We start from the raw sequence: 20,995 nt of genomic DNA, 5'->3' as shown, positions 1-20,995 counted from the left end.
GGCGGCTTGTGTGGCAGATTTGAATCAGAGAATAGAACATTGGAAATAGATTTTTGTATACAGAGCGGATGTGATCCTCTGTTGACAACAGTTAAGTTTGCTATACTAGAAGAGTCCTCATTTTAGGAGAAAGCCTCATGTTAGCTAATGCGAAAACACAGGAGGTTCAAGATGACTGATCCTGTATTTGATTCAAATTTTACTATTTATCCAGTATGCAGAAATTCACCTTTCTGCGGAACAATCGAGTTGTCGCTGATAGCACAACTATTGTCGCTGATAGCGCAACAAAGCGCCAAAATTGATACCCTGACAGCCAAAGTCCATACACTGGAGGGACTTCAGGCTAACATTGAAAAGATTCAAAAAAATGTTCAGGGTTTACGGGAGGCTGTTCAGCATCTTGAAATCAAGGATGATGAGAGAGAACGTTGGAAAGATGAAAATAAGGCATTACGCCACAGAATTGATTGGGAATCTGATGATAATCTTTCTGTGGAAGATGTCTTGAACTCCCGTGAATTTTACGAATAATCAACCCTAATGTACCCTTTGTTACCTTAGTTAGGGTATCAAGGGGTGCAGACTTGTAAATGTAGCTTGACTTACATCAAGAGTTAAGTTAGTCTGATGATATAATTGGACTCTAATCTATTAATATCGGTATTCAGAATATAGTGAATGCTTCTTTACTTCCCCGCAAGGGGATCGAAGCAAATTATCCTGACATACTGGATAGATAGTCAAATTATTTTCTATCTACTTTTCCCCGCAAGGGGACGTTATCTAGGGTAGTGATTGGTTATGGCGCTTTAGCGCAACTATAAACTTAATCTACTTTAATCCTTGACGGGCTAATTTTGCATAGGTTTTTACCGTTTCATAGGGCATTTCTAAATCCTCTGCAATGTCTTTTAAAGATTCTCCAAACTCATAACGAGCTAAAATTGTGGCACGGGTTTCACAAATATCAATTGCTCTAGTTCCTCCCGTTCGTTTTTGCCCTTGCATTAACTTTTCAGTAATTTGTTCAATGCGTTGCGCTAATAATAATTCTACGGTTGTTAACGTAACTAACCCTTCTCCTCGATGCCAACCTGTTTGGGTTTGACCTAAACCAAAGGTGGTTTTATGTCCGGTTCCACAATAGGGCGCCAATTCACCTAATGTAAAAAATAATTGCACAAATTCCGGTTGATTATAAGCATTTTCTGTTAATCCATATTCAATAGCTCCTGTAAACCCCGTCACAGACCCTTTTTTTCCTGCAACGACTTTCACAGATTCTAATTGATGACGCAGAATAATCACATTTTCATCCACCCAATTGAGAAAAGCATCCTGTTCAAATTGACGACCGGAAAAATCATTCCACCGTCGCAAATAACTGTGAAAAACATTAAACGGTAAAGGTAAAGGAAAATGATGACCTTTGCGGCGAAAACTGGTGGGACTGAAGAAACTTAAGGATAAAGTTTTAGAAGGTGAAGTTTCAAATAATTGTTGATAAGTTGTGGGAGGATAAGCGAAACTAATCGACTTAATATTAAAGGTGTTTTGGCGGAGATTAATTTCAGTAGGGGGATTTTTTAGCCAATCTCTCAACCAATCTACAACAGGTTTAGACAGTAGCGTTAACATCCATTGATAGGGTTGATTGGCATGAATTTGTAACTGTTTTCCTGCCGTTTCCATTTTCCCATTTAACCCCGATAAAGTAAAGGGTTTTTCTGACTGTCCATCATGGAGATATTCAGAAAGTTGGGGGTCAATTTGGCGAACTTGATCTAAAAACCAGGCATGAAGTCCGATACTATATTGAGGAAATAAGGTGGCATCTTTTGGGGAACTTAAATCAAAAGCAAGGGCAACCAATTCTATAGATTGGGGTAAACTTAAACTCGATGAACGGGATTTTTTGGCAGTGCGAGAGGACATAGACGGATTGCAAAATTGAAAGTTCAGGAAAATATCAGAACACAACAGCCAATTTCAATCAAGTTTTAACCCTACCACAAATCGATGATTGACTACAAATGACAATTCTAATAGAACTGTCCCAACATCTTAATCGTTACCGATAATGCAGCCGATTTTTTAACTAGAATTAATCCAGACTAGAATCTTAGAAACCGGGTTTTTTTATGTTAATTATGATTAATCAAGAACACTTCAAAAACCCAGTTTCTGGAACTAGAATTTAGTTTTATTGAACAAACTGAGGCATAATTTCAGCCGCCGTAAATAAACCATGAATACCGCGATGATGCAGTTGAATTCCGGCTTTTAAATATCCAAATGCTGGGCCACAAACGTTAGCCGCCATGCTGGTTTCATCCCCTAACGTAAAGGTATGAGTAGAAATTTTCCCTTCAAATGTCCGACCTGTAACTTGAACATTTGTACTTAAGGGTTTTTTCGGGTTGCGAGTATCAACAATTCCACCAACTGTCACGCGATCGCGTGAACAAATTCCCGCCAATTCTAACATAATATCATCGGCGTGTTCCATATTTTCTAAAGTTAATAACCCATTGGTTTGATCTAATAAAGCTTCCACTTCCCCATCGCTCATGGCTCTGGCTTGTTCAATGGTATAACCGGGTAAATGACCAATATCTTCTCGAATGGTGGCGCGATAAGCTTCCCAATTAGCAATTCCGACTCCAAAAGTAATTTTAACGCTGTGAATTTCTGTATAACTTTGGGCGGCTACAACTGCTGCTGCAGTTAATAATCCCGGTGTCGCACCACAACCGGTCATGTAAGTAATTCCCGCCGATTGTAACTCTTCTTTTAAATCTAATAATAATTCAACAGCACTGGTGCGTTTAATTGCATCGACTAACACCCCTTTCCACCCCAAGCGAATAAAGGTTTTAGCCACACTCGCCATAAAATCATTCGGTAAATTGGGCAAAGCCAGAAAATAGCCATCAACGTCGCGGGCTGCTTTTACCAACTCTTCGATACTTTGATGACTGAGAACACCATTCGGCTCTAAATACCCGACCGACCCTTGAGATTGATAAACTTCAATACAGCGATTCGGATTCAGCCCCTGGGCATCATAAGCATATCCTTTTTGATCCGCCACTGCCACCCACTGCATTTGCTGTTTTGCAGCTAAAACCCGTGTTGCAGCTTGTCCTAAACCGCCAAACCCCAAAATTCCAACCCGAATCGGAGATAAACTTGAATTAACCATTACTGGACTCATGACATCTGATTAAATTGAGACAATCTTTTATTATCTCAGGATTCTGGGTCATCCCAATCAATAATCCCCATGTCCTTGTCAGAAAGAAGGCTGGGGGGTTAGGTTATTCTACGCGCAGTGGAAAACAACGGTTAATCACGGCGACCTTTGAATCGTGCTGATGAATTTCCGGTTTGAGTTTGGGTTGTACTCACTAACTCATCAGCAGTAGTGGAGTCAAGACGACTTTGGGGTTGTTCAGTGGGGGGAGGTTTCCGTTTCCCCATAGCACTCTAATTAAAATATTTTTTTAAGTTCTTTAGTTTGGTTAAAAACAAGCTCAATCAAGCAAGAGTTGTTTTCTCATCGGGTAGAAATCGAGTTAAACTTTGTTCAACTCCCCCGACTCGCCATCCGACTTGAATTCCTAGCAAATAAGGGGGAACAGTATTTTGATTCAAATCTAAAGCCAATGCCATTTTAACTTCTTGAATGGGAATTTGAGAGGCATCATATAGCACTTGATTACATTCTCTTCCCACTTGATATCCTTGAATAAATTCTTTATTAATATCAAGATTTTGACTCGCACATTGGATTGTATAAAAATCTAAAAAATTGATAATTGTGATTGTCAGAAATAAAATTTTTAAGGTAGCCACCCAATACAGCATTCTCAAACGGTAAATTAATAGAAAATTTTATTTGTCTAGCGTTCTCATCTATCCTTTATAATTAAGATTGATTCTGAACTGAGAAAACTCTCAAATCCAGGTTCTATTATGATCGTTTTTACACAATCTCATCCAGCCAATGACCATCAATTTGTGCAAGTGAACCTGCCTCTAACAGCCGAACAACGCACGAAAACTCGTCAATACATTGAAACCATAGACGGTGAAACGTACTATCTTCATCTACCTAGAGGAATAGTTTTGAAACCAGGGGATTTATTAACCTGCGATACTCAAGAGTGTTGGGCGAAAGTTATTGCTAAACCGGAAGCGATTATTACGGTGATGGCAAACCATTCTCTTGATTTATTAAAAGCGGCTTATCACTTAGGAAATCGTCATGTTCCTTTAGAAATTACCTCAGATTATTTACGATTTTCTCCCGATCCGATATTATGTTCAATGTTGGTACAAATGGGATTAAAAATTCAAGAAGAAATAACCCCGTTTTATCCTGAACGGGGAGCTTATGGACATCATCACTCATGATTTTAAATTTATTACAACTGTCTAGTCCGGCTTTACCGTTAGGAGCTTATAGTTATTCTGAGGGATTAGAAACCTTAGTAGAAACTCAAATTATTACCGATAGTCAAACTTTATTACAATGGCTGATTCAAGACTTAAAGTTTGGGGCAATTCGCTTAGAATCTGCGATCATGGTTCGAGCTTATCGCTGTGTGATGGAATCCGATTTTAATCAGTTTATCTATTGGAATCAATGGTCAACGGCGGCTAAAGAAACAGCAGAACTTCGCCAACAAAGTTGGCAAATGGGAAATACCTTAATGCAGCTTCTCGTTCATTTAGAAACGGTGAAAACAAGCGAAAATTTACATCAAGAATTACCGCCTCTTCAAGATTGGTTTAAACAAGTTGGAAAACCTTGTAATTATGCCATCGCTTTTGGACTCGGTGCCGCTTATTGGAATTTAGATCTCAACTCTGCTTTACTAGGATATCTCTATAGTTGGGCGAATAATTTAATTAATGCTGGAGTCAAATTAATCCCCTTGGGTCAAACGATGGGTCAAACTTTATTATTACAATTACATTCCCCTATTGAATTAGCAACCACAGCTATTTTAGAATTAAAAGATGATGAGTTAGTCAGTTGTAATTGGGGGTTGGCTTTAGCGAGTATGGCTCATGAAACTCAATATACCCGATTATTTAGAAGTTAATAATTAGAAGTCATCCTTGATGGGTTTCTTTGTCTCGATTATGGTACAATATTAATCGTAATTTTTGCCTTAATTTTATGTCTGGTTTGCGCGTTGGAATTGCTGGGCCTGTGGGTTCGGGAAAAACAGCTTTAGTGGATGCTTTATGTAAGGAAATGCGAACAACCTACCAATTAGCGGTGGTCACGAATGATATTTATACTCAAGAAGATGCTCAATTTTTAGTTCGTTCTCAAGCCTTAGAAAGCGATCGCATTTTAGGTGTAGAAACCGGAGGTTGTCCCCATACGGCTATCCGAGAAGATGCTTCTTTAAATTTAGCAGCTATTGAACAATTAGAAAGTCAATTTAACCATTTAGATTTGTTATTTGTTGAAAGTGGAGGCGATAATTTAGCGGCGACCTTTAGCCCGGAATTAGTAGATATTACAATTTATGTGATTGATGTCGCAGCCGGAGATAAAATTCCCCGAAAAGGTGGGCCAGGAATCACAAAATCTGATTTATTAGTGATTAATAAAATTGATTTAGCTTTCTTCGTTGGTGCTGACTTAAAGATTATGGAACGAGATGCAAAAAAAATGCGAGGCAATAAACCCTTTGTCTTTACTAATTTAAAAACAAAACAAGGGTTAGATGCTATTATTCAATATATTCAATCTCATTTAACCTATTCCTAATTTTGGGTAAAATTAATATTATGATGGATATAAATCCTGTGGAATCTCAAGTAATAGAAAAAATTTTTTCGGGTTGGCAAGGAATTTTGGAGTTAGACTATCAAAAAATTGGCAATACAACCCAATTAGTTAAAGCTTATAGTCAAGCTCCGTTAAAAATTCAGCGTTCCTTTTATCCTGAAGGTCAAGGCATCTGTCATAGTATTATTTTACATACGGCTGGCGGTGTTGTGGGGGGCGATCGCTTATGCCAAACTATTCATTTACAACCTGAAACTAAAGTTTTATTAACTACTCCTGCCGCTAGTAAAATTTATCGGAGTCAAGGAGAAATAGCCTATAATTATATTAACATAGAATTGCAAAAAAACACCTATTTAGAATTTATTCCTCGTGAAAGTATTATTTTTAATGGAGCTAAAATCAGTCAAAATCTGCGGGTTAATTTAGCTGAATCTGCCTGTTATTTAGGGTGGGAAATTACACGATTTGGGCGAACAGCAAGGGGAGAAACCTTTACCAAAGGTGAGTGGAAATCCTGCACTGAAATCTGGCAAAATCAGCGTCCAATTTGGATTGATCGACAAGGATTTACAGCCTCTGAAGAATTATTAAATAGTCCTCATGGTTTAGGAGGAAAACCTGTCATCGCCACTTTAGTTTGGGTGGGACAATCGGTTTCTGAAGATGCAGTTCAACAGATCCGACAATTGTGGGAACAGCGAGAAACTTCGAGTCAAGCTGGAGTCACTCAATTAATATCAGGATTACTCTGTCGCTATCGCGGAAACTCTACCCAAGAAGTGATAGACTGGTTTACAGAAGTTTGGCGGTTCCTCCGTCAAAATTATATCGGACAATTGGGTGCTAAACCTCGTGTTTGGCAACTTTAATTCATCTGTTAAAATTCCCCTAGGATTATTTATGCAATTATCTCCCCAAGAAAAAGATAAACTTTTAATTTTTACTGCCGCTTTATTAGCTGAAAGACGTAAAGATAAAGGATTAAAATTAAATTATCCTGAATCTGTAGCCTATATTACAGCCGCAATTTTAGAAGGTGCTAGGGAAGGCAGAACCGTTGCTGAATTAATGAGTTATGGAAAAACAATTTTAAAGCGGGAAGATGTGATGGAAGGAATTCCTGAAATGATTCATGAAGTTCAGGTTGAAGCCACATTTCCCGATGGTACAAAATTAGTAACCGTTCATGATCCCATTGGTTAATCGTTCAGAGTGAAATGGTGCGTTAGCGTCATAATTCGCCCGCACCCGATGATGATTTATTGGTGGTTCAGGTTAGGGTTTTGAGAAGGAATAGCACCTGTTTTCACATCTAAATTAAAGGGTTGACCTTGACGTTTAATTTCCATTTTTAATGAACTTCCGACGCTGACGTTTTCAACCGCTTGTTGAACTTCATCCGCTTTCGTAACGGGTTTATTTTCCACTTGAACAATCACATCTCCAGCCCGTAATCCTGATTGATGCGCAGGAGAATTCGGCATAACTCGGACAATTAATATTCCTTGATCTTCATTGACACTAATTGGACTATTCGGATCTTGATTTAAACTTTCTTTGACTTCAGGAGAAAGGGTAACCATTGAAATTCCTAAATAGGGGTGTTGTACTTTTCCAGTCGTGGAAATTTGCTCCGCAATGTGTTGAACTTGGTTAATCGGAATCGCAAATCCTAACCCTTGGGCGCCTTGAATAATAGCCGTATTCATCCCAATCACTTCACCGTTTTGATTCAGTAACGGCCCCCCAGAATTCCCTGGATTAATGGCAGCATCGGTTTGAATAAAACTAACTCGTTTATCAGGAATTCCAACTTGACTTCCTGAACGACCGGTGGCGCTAACAATGCCAACGGTTACAGTATTATCTAATCCTAACGGGTTGCCAATAGCGATCGCTAATTCTCCGGGTTGTAATGCTTCAGAATTTCCGACTTTAACTGTAGGTAAATTATTCGCTTCAATTTTAACAACGGCAACATCCGTAACGGGATCAGTTCCGATTACTTTTCCTTCAAATTGACGACCATCTTTTAACACAACTGAAACCTTAGTTGCGCCATCGACAACGTGAGCATTCGTAATAATTTGACCGTTAGAATTGACAATAAATCCTGACCCTGAACCTCTAACAATTTCCTGTTGAGGAGCATTGGGCATTTGAGAACCAAAAAACCGTTGAAAAAACGGATCATTAAACGCTTCAGGAACCTGACTTTCTACGGTTTTTGTCGCATTAATTCGCACCACGGCTGGCCCAACTTGCTCAACGACAGAACTAACTAGATTCGGGTCAGCAATGGTTCCAGAGGTTGCACTAACGGGAGAGGGAATGGGAGTTGGGGCGACTGTCGGAGCGGCTTGTGGGGTGGGGGTTTGAGAGCGTTGTTGCAGGTAAGGAGCGAGGGACATCCCCGCCATTCCTAAGCCAACGCCTAACGCGACTAAAGATAAAGAGGTTAAAGATTGTGTCCGAGGGCGTTGGGGAGTGGGGTGAGATGAATTTGTCCACTCTAAACGACGGGACTCTAAAGAATTAACAGAATCAAAATCAGATTTCATATTTAATACCTCTTCTATAAGGGTTTCAGGGTTGGGACTGATTAAAGCCTGCCCTGATATTTCTTAAGATATAAGATGAATATGACATCCTTGTGGCAGAGATATGACGTTTACATGAAAACGCTAGAACGCCCTATAGAGCTAGGGAATAGGGAACATTGCCTATTAGATCTCTCCAAAAAACATCGTAGAGACGAGCCATGGCGCGTCTCTACAAGAGTTATAGGCGACGCACCTTTAATTACCTATAGCAATCCTATTTGATTTACCGTAGGGGCAATTCATGAATTGCCCCTACGGTAAGGGTTTGAGTCATAGAGGTGATTACAAGCGATTTAGACTTGCTATATTACCTGTTCCCTGTTCCCTATCCCTTAACGAACGTCGATTTTAGCTAAATTTGTATTGCGATAATAATGGGCTAAAATTTGTTGATAATTGTATCCGGCACGAGCTAAATTATAAGCCCCCCATTGACTTAAGCCAACGCCGTGACCAAACCCACGACCCGTGACTTGAAAACTCGTAGTTCCGCTTTTACGATTAACTTGAAACCGGGTGCTCCGCAGTCCTAATGCGGCGGCAATATCTTCTCCACTGATAACTCGTACTCCTTTATCCCCGACCACTTTCATCGTTAAAATACTACCATAAGCTGAAGTGCGTTGAGGCGTCATGGCTGTAATATTCCCGACGCCAGAAATCCGTTTACTTAAATCCGCTTGTGAAAAGGTTTTTGTCCATTCAAACACCGGAGTTCCTTGGTCAAAATCTGGCACCCCCCGTAAATAAGGTAAGGGTTCATTCCAAACATCCTCAACGTTTTCTGTATGTCCTCCAGAGGAAGAATGAAACGCGGCTAAAATCGCTTGACCGTTATAAATTAACACTTGTCCGCGAGTGGCGCTCACCGCCGACCGGGTTCCTGCGGACTCGGTAATTAATCCTTTATACACTTGCCAATTTTGATCATCTCCGACATCAAAAATTCCATTGCTGCGTTGACGTTTATAGAGGGCGTAGGTTCGTGCCGCCACCGCCTGTGATTTGAGGGCTTCCTGGGGCCAGCCGCCATCCATTTCAGCCCCTAAAACGCTGTAGAGATATTCTTCTAAATCCACATAATTAATTGCGGTTAAACCGCCATTGCGAGGAACTAATAACACTCGTCCTCGATACCAAGCGTTACCAATCCAAACGTTACCATTTTGACTGGGATCAATCCAAAGTTGACTTCCTTGCCAATTTCCCAGGGCGACTTTTCCTGATTTGGCTTGGGCGACACCACCTCCCATGGCGGCTAATTCCCCTAGGGGTTGGCCACTACCATCACGGACAACCGCCTTGGTGGTAGACCCAACTTTAATTTGATTCACTCCATCTTCGATAGCTACCCGTAACAACAGTTGAGCTTGGGCTGGGGCTACCATGCAAAACCAAATCAGTAGCGTTATCCACCCATAACGCTTGAATTGTTGTAGGGAATTGGATAAGGAAATTAAAGGTTTCCAGGGTTGAGGAACAGAACAAACCATTGTCGTGATCAGATCCAGCAAAATTAATTTATCACAAGTGATCTCAAAGTTGGATCTCAATGATGATCAAATTTCAGGTTTTAAATCTCGTTCCATTAAGGCTTCGACCGCTTTTTGGGGGGTAATTTGATGATTTAAAAGTTGATAAACTTGCCAAGAAATCGGGGTAGGAATTTGTTCTCGATGGGCAATTTCAATTAAAACATTGGTTGTATTGACTCCTTCGGCGGTTGTTCCTAATTCGGTTAAGATTTGTTCTAAAGGTTTCCCTTCCGCTAATCCATAACCGACTCGATAATTACGGCTTAAGGAACTATTACAAGTTGTTAGCATATCTCCTAAACCGGATAACCCAAAAAACGTTTCTGTTTTTCCGCCTAAATGGGTTCCAATTCTAATCATTTCTGTTAAAGCACGGGTGAGTAAGGCTGATTTGGCATTGGTTCCTAATTTTAATCCATCGCAAACTCCCGCCGCGATCGCAATCACGTTTTTTAAGGTTCCTCCTAATTCGGTTCCCATCGGATCGGAACTGGTATACACTCGAAATCGATTAGAAGCAAACACCCGTTGTACAATTTTTGCGGCTTCTAAATCCGTACTGGCAACCACCGTTGCGGCGGGTAAACCTTGTACAATTTCGGCGGATAAATTCGGCCCGGATAAAACTACAATGGGATGCTGAGGAAACAACATTCCCCACAGTTGAGACGGGGTGTGGGTACTATCAGGATCTAACCCTTTTGTAGCGGTGACAATGGGAATTTTGGGCGGTAATGTTAGGCTTTGAAGCTGTTGGGCGGTGGGGGCGACTCCTCTCATGGAAATTGCAGATACGATGACATCAACTCCATGAATACTGTCTTCTAAGGAGTTGCCTAAACGCCGTGACCAGAGGTTCACCTGATGCCCATTATAACGGGCGAGTTGAGCTAAGGCTGAACCCCAAACGCCCGCGCCTAAAATGGTTAATTTTAACGGCGGATCAGAAACAGAAGCATCAGACAAGGGGGTAGAATCTTGGGTCATATTGAGTTAGGAAATCGCAAATCAGGGTTAAACGGTCAAGTGACGGTTTCCCATCCCTACCTTGACCGAGCAATATTCTAAAATGATATATAGAATCTATCCAAACCCAGAGCAGCCCGGTCTGGCAATGAGGATTTTCAGAATTCAGCATTCTACTGTTAGCTGCTGATATCTGACTCTTGCTAGAATCGCAGATTCTTTTGCTCATCAACCCGCACCCACATTTGTCATGTTAATTAGCCCAAAAGAGGAAACTGCACAACGCAATGGTGAGGTTAAACATCCCGTTCAATTTTCAGAAGTTCCCCGACGGCGATGGAAACCTTGGATGATCGCAGTCTTAGCCACAGGGTTATTAACCCTTCCGGCAATATTGCATTTTGCTAGGAATCGTACCCAAGTTAATCCAGAAGCGATCACGGCTCTAACGGTTCCTGTGGAGGCGAAAGATTTAACGGTTAAAATTACCGCCAGTGGGGTCGTACAACCGGTTCGTCGGGTTAATCTCAGTCCCAAAACCCAAGGGCGGTTAGCCGAATTATATGTGGAACAAGGGGATTTCGTCCAAGCCGGAGAAATTGTCGCCCGCATGGAAAGTGGAGACATCCAAGCTCAACTGATGCAAGCTGAAGCTCGTTTAGACCGAGCTCAAGCCAATTTAGAAAAGTTACAAACGGGAAGCCGACCGGAGGCCATTGACCAAGCGCGAGCACGATTAAATCAGGTGAAAGCCAATTTAGCCCAACTGCAAGCGGGAAGTCGTCCTGAAGAAATTGCTCAAGCTCAAGCTCGCTTAAGAGAAGCTCAAGCTCGGCTAAAAGATGCTCAATCGGGAAGTGTGACTGATGAAATTGAACAAGCTCAAGCTCGAATTGAGGCAAATCAAGCAGAATTAAATTTAGCTTCAGAACGGGTACGACGGTATCAAGGATTAAAAACTGAAGGAGCAATTTCTCAAGACCGATTAGATGAATATTTGCGGGATCAACGACGATTACAAGCGTTACAAAATGAAGTTGAAAAACGTTTAGAACAATTACGTCAAAGTCAGCGATCGCAAATTCAACAACTCCAAGCTAATGTTGAACAAGAACGCCAAGCTTTAACTCAATTAGAAAATGGTACTCGTTCTGAAGAAATTACTCGCGCCGAAGCGGAAGTGGCGGAAGCTGAAAGTCAATTAAACGAGTTATTAAATGGCACTCGTTCTGAAGAAATTGCCACCGCAAAAGCAGAAGTGGATGAAGCCGCAGGACAAGTCAAATTTTATCAAGTTCAACTCGAAGATACAAAAGTTCGCGCTCCGTTTTCAGGAATTATTACTCAACGTTATGCGGTTGAAGGCGCCTTTGTCACTCCAGCAACTTCGGCTTCTGATGCCACTTCTGCCACTTCTACTTCAATCGTTGCCTTAGCGAAAGATTTAGAAGTATTAGCCAAAATTCCAGAGGCGGATATTGCTCAAATTAAACCGAATCAACCGGTTGAAATTATTGCTGATTCCTATCCTGATCAAGTGTTTAAAGGTCGCGTTAATCTGATTGCACCGGAAGCGGTAAAAGAACGGGATGTGACTTTATTTCAAGCCCGAATTGTGATCGAAACTGGCAAAGATCAACTTCAGTCAGGAATGAATGTGGATTTACGGTTTATTGGGGAAAAATTGAAACAAGCATTAGTCGTTCCCACCGTTGCAATTGTTACCAATAAAGGTCAATCAGGGGTTTTACTCCCTGATGAAAACAATAAACCCGAATTTCACCCGGTTACAATTGGTTCCCAAATGGGAAATCAAATTCAAGTGTTAAAAGGTTTACAACCCGGAGAACGAGTGTTTATCGAGTTACCTAAAGGACAAAAATTAGAGGATATTTTTAAAGACAAAATCGATAATCCTTAATCGTTGCTTCTAGGGTTCACGATAACGTTAACTGAGCAAAATTATCAATCTGATCCGTTGCACTAAATCGTTCAAAGTAACGGCGCACTGGGAGTGGAAACACTTCAAAGTTAAATTGAGCATCTCCATCGGCAATATCTGCCCAAAAATAACGCAGATGGGGAGCTAATTGCTCTGCTTCTTGAACGGTTAATTTTAAAGGCGGATTGGTTAACAATTTCATCATAAACGGAAAGGATCGCTCCCCCATCCATTCTCTTGATTTTAACGGTAAATCCGGCCAATCTTCAACGGCGGTAATTCGATGAGATTCAATTTTTAAGACGGGTTTTCCTTGGGAATTAGTATTAACATGAATAACTCGGTAAGGATGGGGATAACTCACTAATGATCCGGTGGTAATATCATAAATTCCTTGCCATTGAGCAATATCTTGGACGTGCAAATGTCCGGTAAATACTAACTGCACCCCAGCTTGTTTTAACAAATTCAAAAATCGAGGGGCATTTTCTAACATATATCGTCGTCCCAAGGGATTTGTCGCCTGTCCGGGTAAATGTTCAATCACATTATGATGAATCATGACGAAAACCAATTGATTTTTAACTTGGGATAACACTTGTTCTAACCACTGTAACTGTTCTTCTCGTAAACAGCCAATTTGGTTGCCATTTTCATCAAAATGATTAGAATTTAATCCGATTAATTGTAAACCGGGTAAAACTTCCAAAGTATAATCTAAACCTTGATGGTTTAGATATCCAAAATAACGATAATATTGAGGAAATTCATCAAAACTGATTAAATGATTCTGGCTTTTTAAAACAGGAATATCATGATTCCCTGGAATTACATAAACCGGATAGGGAAGTTGACTTAATCGTTGACTTAACCATTGATGATTGTCTCGTTCTCCATGTTGGGTTAAGTCTCCGGGTAAAAGGAGGAAATCTAAATCTAACTTTTCTAAATGGTTGAAGACCAGTTCTAACGCTGGAATACTCACTTCCACTAAATGAAAGCGACTGGGATGATCCCAAATAGTTTGGGGTAGAGCAATATGCAAATCACTAACAATGGCGAATTTAAAACTTAAGTTCATAAAAAAATTAGGAAAAGGGGAATAAAAAAACATTGTTTAACCCGATTATTCATCAGGTTAAATATAATGTAACCCAGATTCGTGTGTTGAATTGATTGGATTTTATAAGTCGGGTTTGATATCTTTCTTAAAAAAATATAGCGAAATTAACAGGCTTTTTAAAACTATATTAATAAATTTAACATTAATTTTACATTCCTTAATATATAGATCTCTAATTCAGTGAATGATTCAGGTTAATAATTTTCTCTATAAAAATAAAATATAAACCGATCTGAACCTTTGAAAAAACGGTTCATCTTTAACAGCAATTTGTATGTTTGAATACAGAAAAACAACGTTTTTATCAATACTGATCCGTATATATGCTTATTTGTTAACATAACGCTAAAAACAGTTGAATTTCTTTAAGAACTGTAATACAATCTTTAAATAATTGTTAAATATCTTTAGCAGTATCTCGATGCACAAGGACTATTACGGCTTATTAATCTCCGCGCTCAGTGTCCGTCATCGCTGGAAGTGGCAAATTATTCTTCCTTATGGCGGGTATTTGACCTCCAACGAAGACTATTCATCCGCAGAAGATGCTCTTAGTGGTGGCAAATGTTGGGTGGAACGAGAGTCAACGTTTAATGCGATTAATAGTTGTCTAGCTCAGTTTTATAGTGCAGGTGTACTCAATCCTTCGGAATATAGCAGTTTAATGGATTCTTTACGGGGAATTACTCAACGTTGCTAATGGTGTTAACTTAAGATTCCAGTTATGAATTTGAGATTGCCAAGTTTCCCAACAGCAGGCAATTTCTTCAAGGGTCACGACCTCTAATCAATAGTTTAAATAACGTTTTAACGTCAGGGCGTGAGATTCTGGATAATCTGCACAACAATCGGAAATCATCTCTAATCCTTCTTGACGACAAAAGTTAAGAAGGCGATAAATATTGTTGGGAAATTTGGGAAATGCTTCTTGGAGTTGAGGTTCCCAAAAATCATTTTGAACATCAATTAAAAGCAGCGCAAAAAGTTGCCATTTTGAAAAAGTGTTAGAAATCATATTCAATCGTTGACAAGTTTTTGAGGTTCGGAAATTTAACTTGACCGTTTAATCTGTTCTCGTTCTATCGCTTCAAATAAAGCTTTAAAATTCCCTTCGCCAAACCCTTCAGCTTGTCGCAATTGACCTTGAACCTGACATATTTTCCGTTCAATAAACTCAAAGAAAAAGGTCGGTTGTTCAAAAATCGGCTGGGTAAAAATTTGTAAAAGCATCGCTTCCGGGGTTGATGTTTCCCAATCGACTAAAATCTGATAGCGTTTTAATTGTTCCCAATCCACAGATAAGGGTTGATGAAGCCAACGGTTTTGTAATTGTAAATAATATTCACCCGGAACGGTTAAAAAGGATAATCCTCTTTGTCTTAAATCCTGAACTTTTTGTACTAAATCGGAAGTTTTTAGAGCAATATGTTGAATACCAGAACCTCGATTTAAGTCTAAAAATTCTTGGATTTGAGAATTGGAGGATGCAGGTTCATTAATGGGAAACTGAACTTGACCTTGGGGATGAACTAACACTTGACTTTGTAATCCTGACCGTTCAGTTTGAATATTAAAACGTTGTTTAGCTTCAAACCCTAAATAATGATTATACCAAGAAATCGCCTTTTTTAGATCACCAGATTTTACATTTAAAACCACGTGATCAATCCCCAGTAAAGTAGAATGATCTTGAGGAAGCAGACGCGGAAAACCTGGAATCATTTTTCCAGAATGGGTTCCAATTTGTTCGATAAAGGTATGGCGTAATCCTTGCCATCCTTTTAAGGTTAACCATTTGATGGTTTCTCCTTGATCATGATAGAATTTTAAGGGAGAAATGACCTTAACCCCTTGTTGAATTAGGGGTTTAATCCTCAATTCTAAGTCTTGAACTTGAAACGCTACGTCCGCTACCCCTGACGGATGAACTTGTAAAAATCGAGCAACAGGACTTTCAGAAGTTAAGGGAGAAGATAATAGGAAATAAACCGAACCTTGATAAACAATTTCGGTTTGGGTGTGAACCTGATTCCAACTCCCAATTCCTTGAAATCCTAGATAATGAATAAACCAATCTCTTGTTCGTTGGGCATCTTGAACATAGAAATGGATATGATCAAACTCCATAATTCATCGTTCAATTAGCAAAATAATGATTCAGGTTATCAATTAAAAGAATAAATGGCTTTCCGGTTGAATATTAATTTCCATCGGAATCGCTTGAGGTTCAGCAGATAAAGCATATAAAATAGAATTAGCTGCGGTTTCAGCACTTAACATTTTAGATCGATCTACTTTTAAACTCACATTATCCCAAAAGGGAGTATCAACACCACCAAAATAAAATAAGGTGACTTTAATGCCATAGCGTCTGACTTCATCAGCGAAACATTTACTAAATCCCACTAATCCAAATTTAGACGCACAATAGGCGCCAGACATCGCCATTGAATGTTTACCTAAAATCCCAACAACATTACAAATATGTCCTGATTTTTGCTGTTTCATCAGATTAGCAGCCGCTTGACAAGTATACACCGAACCTTTTAAATTGAGATTTAACATAGCATCTAAATCAGCCGGTTCAATTTTATTCCACTGTTTTAAAATTCCGGCTCCCGCCGCATTAACTAAGATATCAATTTGACCGAAATAATCGACGGTTTTTTGCATTAAACTCTCGACTTGTTGGGGGTCGGTGATATCACAAGAAATCGGTAAAACCTCCGTTGTTTGTAACTCCGTCGCTAAAGTTGCCAATTTCGTGTGATTTCGGGCGGCTAAGACCAATTTAGTTTGAGTTTGGGCTAATTTTCGAGCAACGGTTGCTCCAATTCCTCCTGTCGCGCCTACAATGACAGCAACTTTGTGGTTCATTTTCTTTACATTTCTTAATAATTTCTTTTATAGTATAACAACGTTGAGAGTTAATCGTGAACCCACCTTGGGATCAAATCCATCAAGGTTAAAATCGTTTTATATTTAAGATTTTGTAATTCAGTCCTCTATTAACAGTTCTAGCCGTGTCCTTACAAAAATTATTTCAAATGAGCACGTCGGCGCCACCGCCACTTTATTGTACAAACCCAGCTTGTCCCCAACCCCGAAACCCTTTGGGACATGAAATCTGTGAAGCTTGTCAAACCCCTTTAACCTATCGGTATTTGTGGGCAACGGGTGCTGGGGTGACTCAAATTCAACCCGGTCAGTTAGTGGGAAATCGCTATTATGTCACCTTTCCCCAAGTGTGGTTAGATACAAAACCCGGAGCGCCTCCACTGTTACCCGATAGCCTCTCGGAGTCCATTTTATCCTATCTGTATTTACATCCTTATCGCTTGCATCTTCCGGGGGTGTTTGGGGTGTATTCCTTGGGAGTGCCCCCAGAAACAGCAGAAACTTTATTATTAGATAACATTCCCGTTGATCGTCGGGGTCAATTATTTCCGACCTTGGTGGAAGCTTGGCCCAAAACCAATCCGGTGCGTCAAGTGTATTGGTTATGGCAAATGTTGCAATTATGGGTTCCCCTCACCGAACAAGGCGCCGCCTATAGTTTATTAGTCAAAGAGAATTTACGGGTAGATGGATGGCGGGTGCGGTTGCGAGAACTGCATCAAGGTAAAATTCAACCCACCCAACGAGATTTAGCGGAATCTTGGACAGCATTGATTGAAACGGCACATCCCACGATTCAATATCGGTTACAATCCATTCATCAATTGATGCGTCATCAGGAAGACTCATTAAAAGAAGTCGCGAGTCAATTCAATCAATTATTAATGGAACAAGCCGCCCAATTACCCTTACATTTAGCGGTGACAGGATTAACCAATGCTGGGGTTAAACGTTCCCATAATGAAGATAGTTGTTATCCTCATCTTCAAGATGTACGAAATCTTTATATTTATCCAAATGATAAATTAATTCCTTATTTAAGTATTGTTTGTGACGGCGTGGGAGGTCATGACGGTGGCGAGGTTGCCAGTCAATTAGCGGTACAATCTTTAAAACCCTTAATTCATAGTTTAATGGCGGAAATTGCCAATCAAGAAGAATTAGCACCGCCTGAATTAATTATGGAACAATTGCAAGAAATTGCACGGGTTGTCAATAATGTGATTGCGGCGCAAAATAATGAACAGGGGCGAGAATTTAGACAACGCATGGGCACAACGTTAGTCATGGCGTTGCAACTTCCTCAAAAAGTTATAACTCCTGAAGGAGTTCAATTAAACAATTGTCATGAACTTTATCTTCTGAATATTGGAGATAGTCGAGCCTATTGGATTACTCAGAATTCTTGTCAACAATTAACCGTCGATGATGATGTTACGAATCGAGAAGTGCGTCATGGTCGGAGTTTATATTGGGATGCGGCTCAACGTTCAGGTTCAGGAGCTTTAACCCAAGCATTAGGAACCAGAGAAGCCGAATTTTTACGCCCAACGGTACAACGATTTATTATTGAAGAAGAGGGATTATTATTATTATGTTCCGATGGATTAAGTGATAATGAACGAGTGGAACAATGTTGGCAAGAATTTTCGGCATCGGTTTTAAATGGAGAACAATCATTAGAATCTGCGGTGCAAGGATGGATTGATATTGCGAATAGTAAAAATGGTCATGATAATGTTTCTGCGGTTTTAACTTATTTTGGGGTTTCTCCTCAAAAATTAGTGTTAGTAGAAACAACACCGCTATTAACCCAACCCGAACCTTTAGAAACGGAACCGACGGAAGCTTCCAAGGTTTTATTATATGATGAATCAGTCCCCGAACCGGAAATTCAACCTGCGCCTAAATCGGCTTCTAAATTCAAAGAAGTGGTTTTTATTTTAACTATATTTGCCATTTTAATCGCAGGTGGTTTTGGAGTTTGGTGGCAAGTGAGTCAATCTCAAATGAAATCTATTCCTGAACAACCGATTACACCTTCTCGCTAAATTTAGGGTAAGAGTATTAAACTTTAAAAATTACCATGCTGGTTTCTCCTAAAATTACCTCACCTTTAACAATTCTCCCCTTAGAAAACGGCGACCAATTAACCCGGATTGAATTTGAACGCCGTTATGCTGCGATGTCTGATGTTAAAAAAGCAGAATTAATTGAAGGAATTGTTTACATGGGGGCTGCATTACGTTATCAAAGCCATGGAAAACCCCATGCTGCAATTATTACTTGGTTAGGAACCTATGAAGCACAAACACCCGGAGTTGGTTTAGCAGATAATACAACGGTTCGTCTGGATAATGATAACGAACCTCAACCGGATGCTTTATTAAGAATTGAAACGGGGGGACAATCTATCATTAGTGAAGATGATTATGTCGAAGGTGCACCAGAGTTAATTGTTGAAATAGCAGCATCTACGGCTTCTATTGATTATCATCAAAAGTTAAAGGTTTATCGTCGGAATAATGTACAAGAATACCTCATTTGGCGGGTTTATGAACAACAATTAGAATGGTTTAGATTACGAGACGGAGAATATATTAAACTAGAAGATTCAGAGGGAATTCTCAAAAGTGAAATGTTTCCGGGGTTGTGGTTAAATCCTCAAGCATTGTTGGCTGGAAATTTAGCAGAAGCATTAGAGGTTTTACAACAAGGTATTGCTAGTATTGAACATCAGGAGTTTTTAAAACGTTTAACTGTTCAATAGAGGAGAATTTTTGATACCTAGAAATACTGAAAAGGTTGCTCTGCCACCTGTTACAATTGAGCCAGAGCCTCAATAATAGCATTCTCAGACGATCGCCAGGGAACGAGGAACGAGAAAAACACATATATTTTTATACCTGATTAGAACTTATCAATTGTTTAACTTGATTGTTTTCCATGCTATCAAGTTTTGCTTGAATTCCCTCAATTTTTATTGTTTGTTTATTAATAAAGTCTTTACTGTTATTAATGATCTTCAGTTTTTTTTGATTGCTTTCTTGATAATCTTTAAGTCGGCTTTGAATATTCTGCTTTTTGTCGTCAAGATATTTATTAATGTTATCTTGCTCATTACTAATGATTGAATCAATCGCTTCGCTTAACTGACGCTTAATTTCTTCCTGTGACTGATCTAACTGTTTTAATCCCTGGTTGATCACTTCTTCTTTAATCTGGTACTTATTTCCATCAATATCTAACATTCCTAAACCAAGTGCCGCAACAATTGTCCCTAATCCCCCCACTAGAAGGATTGCAGGTACTAAACCAATAGCGACTACACCTCCTGCTGCAATAGCAGCCAATATTTTTGTTACGAATGCAGCACCGACAGCAGCACCACCAACAGCACCACCACCCAGAATTCCTTTTGGCCCCCAAAACCCATCTTCAATATTATCTGTTGATATATTGGGTTGTACTAAGGTGGTTTTAAACTCATAATTTGATGAAATTAAAACTTCAATTTCTTTTAGTTTTTCCTCGATTTTTGTATAAGTTTTTCCTAATTCATTGAGAATAATTTCTCCTGTTTTATCACTCCAATTTTTAATTTCATTTAATAATGATTGGTTAAATTGTTGACCATAATCATTGATGATTTGCCTTTGTTCCCAAACTGGGTTGTGATTGGATTCCCATGTTTGACTTTGTTCTTGAATTTTAGCTTTTAAGTCTTGATAATAATATTGTTGCCAATAGTATTGAACTTGCTGTGATAAATCTTTTGAGGAAGATTCTATAATTTCTTTGATCTGTTGAGAGATAGTTTCAATTTTCTCTTTGTCTTTAAGTAATTGACTTTCTTTTTCATCATACTTTTTCTTTTCTTGATCTAATTGAGCATTAAACTGTTTTAAATCACCTTGACAATCTTCAATCAGTTGTTGGATTTTAGCGATAGAATTTTGCAGTTTAATGATTCCTCTGTCATTAGCTAAAAAGTCTTCTAAATGTTTAATAAAAAATTGAAAATTTTGATAATATTTTTCTTCTTTATCTGTCAGGTTAGAATTTTCATGATTGTTTTTTTGCTTTTGAATCGCGTTAAACGCTAAT

The 20,995-nt window shown here is 39.3% G+C and carries 22 protein-coding genes; 10 read left to right on the top strand and 12 right to left on the bottom strand.

Annotated features, from left to right (window positions below):
- Nucleotides 1-171 precede the first annotated feature (171 nt).
- Nucleotides 172-534, top strand: a complete 363-nt coding sequence (locus ACKPEB_RS06405) for a hypothetical protein (protein WP_408964014.1) — start codon at nucleotides 172-174, stop codon at nucleotides 532-534.
- A gap of 300 nt (nucleotides 535-834) precedes the next feature.
- Here the strand turns inward: ACKPEB_RS06405 and cas6 are convergent, their stop codons facing one another.
- The 4 genes from cas6 to ACKPEB_RS06385 all read right to left on the bottom strand — a co-directional run bounded on the left by cas6 (nucleotide 835) and on the right by ACKPEB_RS06385 (nucleotide 3,873).
- Nucleotides 835-1,938: a CRISPR-associated endoribonuclease Cas6 gene (cas6, locus tag ACKPEB_RS06400; protein ID WP_408964013.1), complete on the bottom strand. Its 1,104-nt coding sequence runs from the start codon at nucleotides 1,936-1,938 to the stop codon at nucleotides 835-837.
- A 268-nt stretch (nucleotides 1,939-2,206) separates the two neighbouring features.
- Nucleotides 2,207-3,220, bottom strand: coding sequence for a saccharopine dehydrogenase-like oxidoreductase (locus ACKPEB_RS06395; protein WP_408964012.1), 1,014 nt, complete (start codon nucleotides 3,218-3,220; stop codon nucleotides 2,207-2,209).
- A gap of 131 nt (nucleotides 3,221-3,351) precedes the next feature.
- Nucleotides 3,352-3,486: a hypothetical protein gene (locus ACKPEB_RS06390; protein ID WP_408964011.1), complete on the bottom strand. Its 135-nt coding sequence runs from the start codon at nucleotides 3,484-3,486 to the stop codon at nucleotides 3,352-3,354.
- A gap of 57 nt (nucleotides 3,487-3,543) precedes the next feature.
- Nucleotides 3,544-3,873: a hypothetical protein gene (locus ACKPEB_RS06385; protein ID WP_408964010.1), complete on the bottom strand. Its 330-nt coding sequence runs from the start codon at nucleotides 3,871-3,873 to the stop codon at nucleotides 3,544-3,546.
- Nucleotides 3,874-3,981: 108 nt separating this feature from the next.
- On the opposite strand from ACKPEB_RS06385, the gene ureE reads away from it, so the two are divergent.
- From ureE to ureA, 5 genes are all read left to right on the top strand, one after another.
- Nucleotides 3,982-4,422 carry an urease accessory protein UreE gene (gene ureE, locus ACKPEB_RS06380; protein WP_408964009.1) on the top strand — a complete coding sequence of 147 codons (441 nt, stop codon included), beginning with the start codon at nucleotides 3,982-3,984 and terminating at the stop codon, nucleotides 4,420-4,422.
- The gene (locus tag ACKPEB_RS06375; RefSeq protein WP_408964008.1) at nucleotides 4,419-5,117 is read left to right on the top strand and encodes an urease accessory protein UreF; all 699 of its coding nucleotides are present in this window, start codon (nucleotides 4,419-4,421) and stop codon (nucleotides 5,115-5,117) included. Before ureE ends, ACKPEB_RS06375 begins: the two co-directional genes overlap by 4 nt.
- A gap of 77 nt (nucleotides 5,118-5,194) precedes the next feature.
- Nucleotides 5,195-5,797, top strand: coding sequence for an urease accessory protein UreG (gene ureG / locus ACKPEB_RS06370; RefSeq protein ID WP_408964007.1), 603 nt, complete (start codon nucleotides 5,195-5,197; stop codon nucleotides 5,795-5,797).
- A 38-nt stretch (nucleotides 5,798-5,835) separates the two neighbouring features.
- Nucleotides 5,836-6,690, top strand: coding sequence for an urease accessory protein UreD (locus tag ACKPEB_RS06365; RefSeq protein ID WP_408964006.1), 855 nt, complete (start codon nucleotides 5,836-5,838; stop codon nucleotides 6,688-6,690).
- 31 nt (nucleotides 6,691-6,721) lie between these two features.
- Complete coding sequence (ureA, locus tag ACKPEB_RS06360; RefSeq protein ID WP_408964005.1) at nucleotides 6,722-7,024, top strand: urease subunit gamma; 303 nt, start codon at nucleotides 6,722-6,724, stop codon at nucleotides 7,022-7,024.
- Nucleotides 7,025-7,080: 56 nt separating this feature from the next.
- Here the strand turns inward: ureA and ACKPEB_RS06355 are convergent, their stop codons facing one another.
- From ACKPEB_RS06355 to ACKPEB_RS06345, 3 genes are all read right to left on the bottom strand, one after another.
- On the bottom strand, nucleotides 7,081-8,382 hold the full coding sequence (locus tag ACKPEB_RS06355) for an HhoA/HhoB/HtrA family serine endopeptidase (RefSeq protein WP_408964004.1): 1,302 nt from the start codon (nucleotides 8,380-8,382) through the stop codon (nucleotides 7,081-7,083).
- 374 nt (nucleotides 8,383-8,756) lie between these two features.
- Entirely contained in the window at nucleotides 8,757-9,917 is a 1,161-nt protein-coding gene (locus ACKPEB_RS06350; RefSeq protein ID WP_408967529.1) for a SpoIID/LytB domain-containing protein, read from the bottom strand.
- Between the two features lie 66 nt (nucleotides 9,918-9,983).
- Nucleotides 9,984-10,946: an NAD(P)H-dependent glycerol-3-phosphate dehydrogenase gene (locus tag ACKPEB_RS06345; RefSeq protein WP_408964003.1), complete on the bottom strand. Its 963-nt coding sequence runs from the start codon at nucleotides 10,944-10,946 to the stop codon at nucleotides 9,984-9,986.
- A gap of 229 nt (nucleotides 10,947-11,175) precedes the next feature.
- On the opposite strand from ACKPEB_RS06345, the gene ACKPEB_RS06340 reads away from it, so the two are divergent.
- Complete coding sequence (locus ACKPEB_RS06340; RefSeq protein ID WP_408964002.1) at nucleotides 11,176-12,846, top strand: efflux RND transporter periplasmic adaptor subunit; 1,671 nt, start codon at nucleotides 11,176-11,178, stop codon at nucleotides 12,844-12,846.
- Nucleotides 12,847-12,862: 16 nt separating this feature from the next.
- Here ACKPEB_RS06340 and ACKPEB_RS06335 read toward each other — a convergent pair whose 3' ends face one another.
- Complete coding sequence (locus ACKPEB_RS06335; RefSeq protein WP_408964001.1) at nucleotides 12,863-13,948, bottom strand: metallophosphoesterase family protein; 1,086 nt, start codon at nucleotides 13,946-13,948, stop codon at nucleotides 12,863-12,865.
- Nucleotides 13,949-14,411: 463 nt separating this feature from the next.
- On the opposite strand from ACKPEB_RS06335, the gene ACKPEB_RS06330 reads away from it, so the two are divergent.
- On the top strand, nucleotides 14,412-14,690 hold the full coding sequence (locus tag ACKPEB_RS06330) for a hypothetical protein (RefSeq protein ID WP_408964000.1): 279 nt from the start codon (nucleotides 14,412-14,414) through the stop codon (nucleotides 14,688-14,690).
- 87 nt (nucleotides 14,691-14,777) lie between these two features.
- Here ACKPEB_RS06330 and ACKPEB_RS06325 read toward each other — a convergent pair whose 3' ends face one another.
- Genes ACKPEB_RS06325 through ACKPEB_RS06315 form a run of 3 tightly spaced genes read right to left on the bottom strand, consistent with a single transcriptional unit; the run spans nucleotide 14,778 to nucleotide 16,867 of the window.
- The gene (locus ACKPEB_RS06325) at nucleotides 14,778-15,005 is read right to left on the bottom strand and encodes a hypothetical protein (protein ID WP_408963999.1); all 228 of its coding nucleotides are present in this window, start codon (nucleotides 15,003-15,005) and stop codon (nucleotides 14,778-14,780) included.
- Between the two features lie 35 nt (nucleotides 15,006-15,040).
- Nucleotides 15,041-16,117, bottom strand: coding sequence for a 4-hydroxyphenylpyruvate dioxygenase (gene hppD, locus ACKPEB_RS06320; protein ID WP_408963998.1), 1,077 nt, complete (start codon nucleotides 16,115-16,117; stop codon nucleotides 15,041-15,043).
- A 42-nt stretch (nucleotides 16,118-16,159) separates the two neighbouring features.
- Nucleotides 16,160-16,867, bottom strand: a complete 708-nt coding sequence (locus tag ACKPEB_RS06315) for an SDR family oxidoreductase (RefSeq protein ID WP_408963997.1) — start codon at nucleotides 16,865-16,867, stop codon at nucleotides 16,160-16,162.
- Between the two features lie 170 nt (nucleotides 16,868-17,037).
- Here ACKPEB_RS06315 and ACKPEB_RS06310 point away from each other — a divergent pair, with 170 nt between their 5' ends.
- Together ACKPEB_RS06310 and ACKPEB_RS06305 are read left to right on the top strand one after the other, a co-directional pair.
- A complete protein-coding gene (locus tag ACKPEB_RS06310; RefSeq protein WP_408971295.1) occupies nucleotides 17,038-18,939 on the top strand; it encodes a PP2C family protein-serine/threonine phosphatase in 1,902 nt (633 codons plus the stop codon).
- 35 nt (nucleotides 18,940-18,974) lie between these two features.
- The gene (locus ACKPEB_RS06305) at nucleotides 18,975-19,658 is read left to right on the top strand and encodes a Uma2 family endonuclease (protein ID WP_408963995.1); all 684 of its coding nucleotides are present in this window, start codon (nucleotides 18,975-18,977) and stop codon (nucleotides 19,656-19,658) included.
- Between the two features lie 130 nt (nucleotides 19,659-19,788).
- Here ACKPEB_RS06305 and ACKPEB_RS06300 read toward each other — a convergent pair.
- Nucleotides 19,789-20,995: hypothetical protein (locus ACKPEB_RS06300; RefSeq protein WP_408963994.1), on the bottom strand; the 1,207-nt coding region annotated here is incomplete at its 5' end.

The sequence above is a fragment of the Planktothrix sp. genome, from assembly GCF_046067725.1.
Taxonomy (GTDB): Bacteria; Cyanobacteriota; Cyanobacteriia; order Cyanobacteriales; family Microcoleaceae; genus Planktothrix.
Note: the sequence above shows the minus strand (reverse complement) of the source record. Positions and strands in the feature narration are given on the sequence as shown.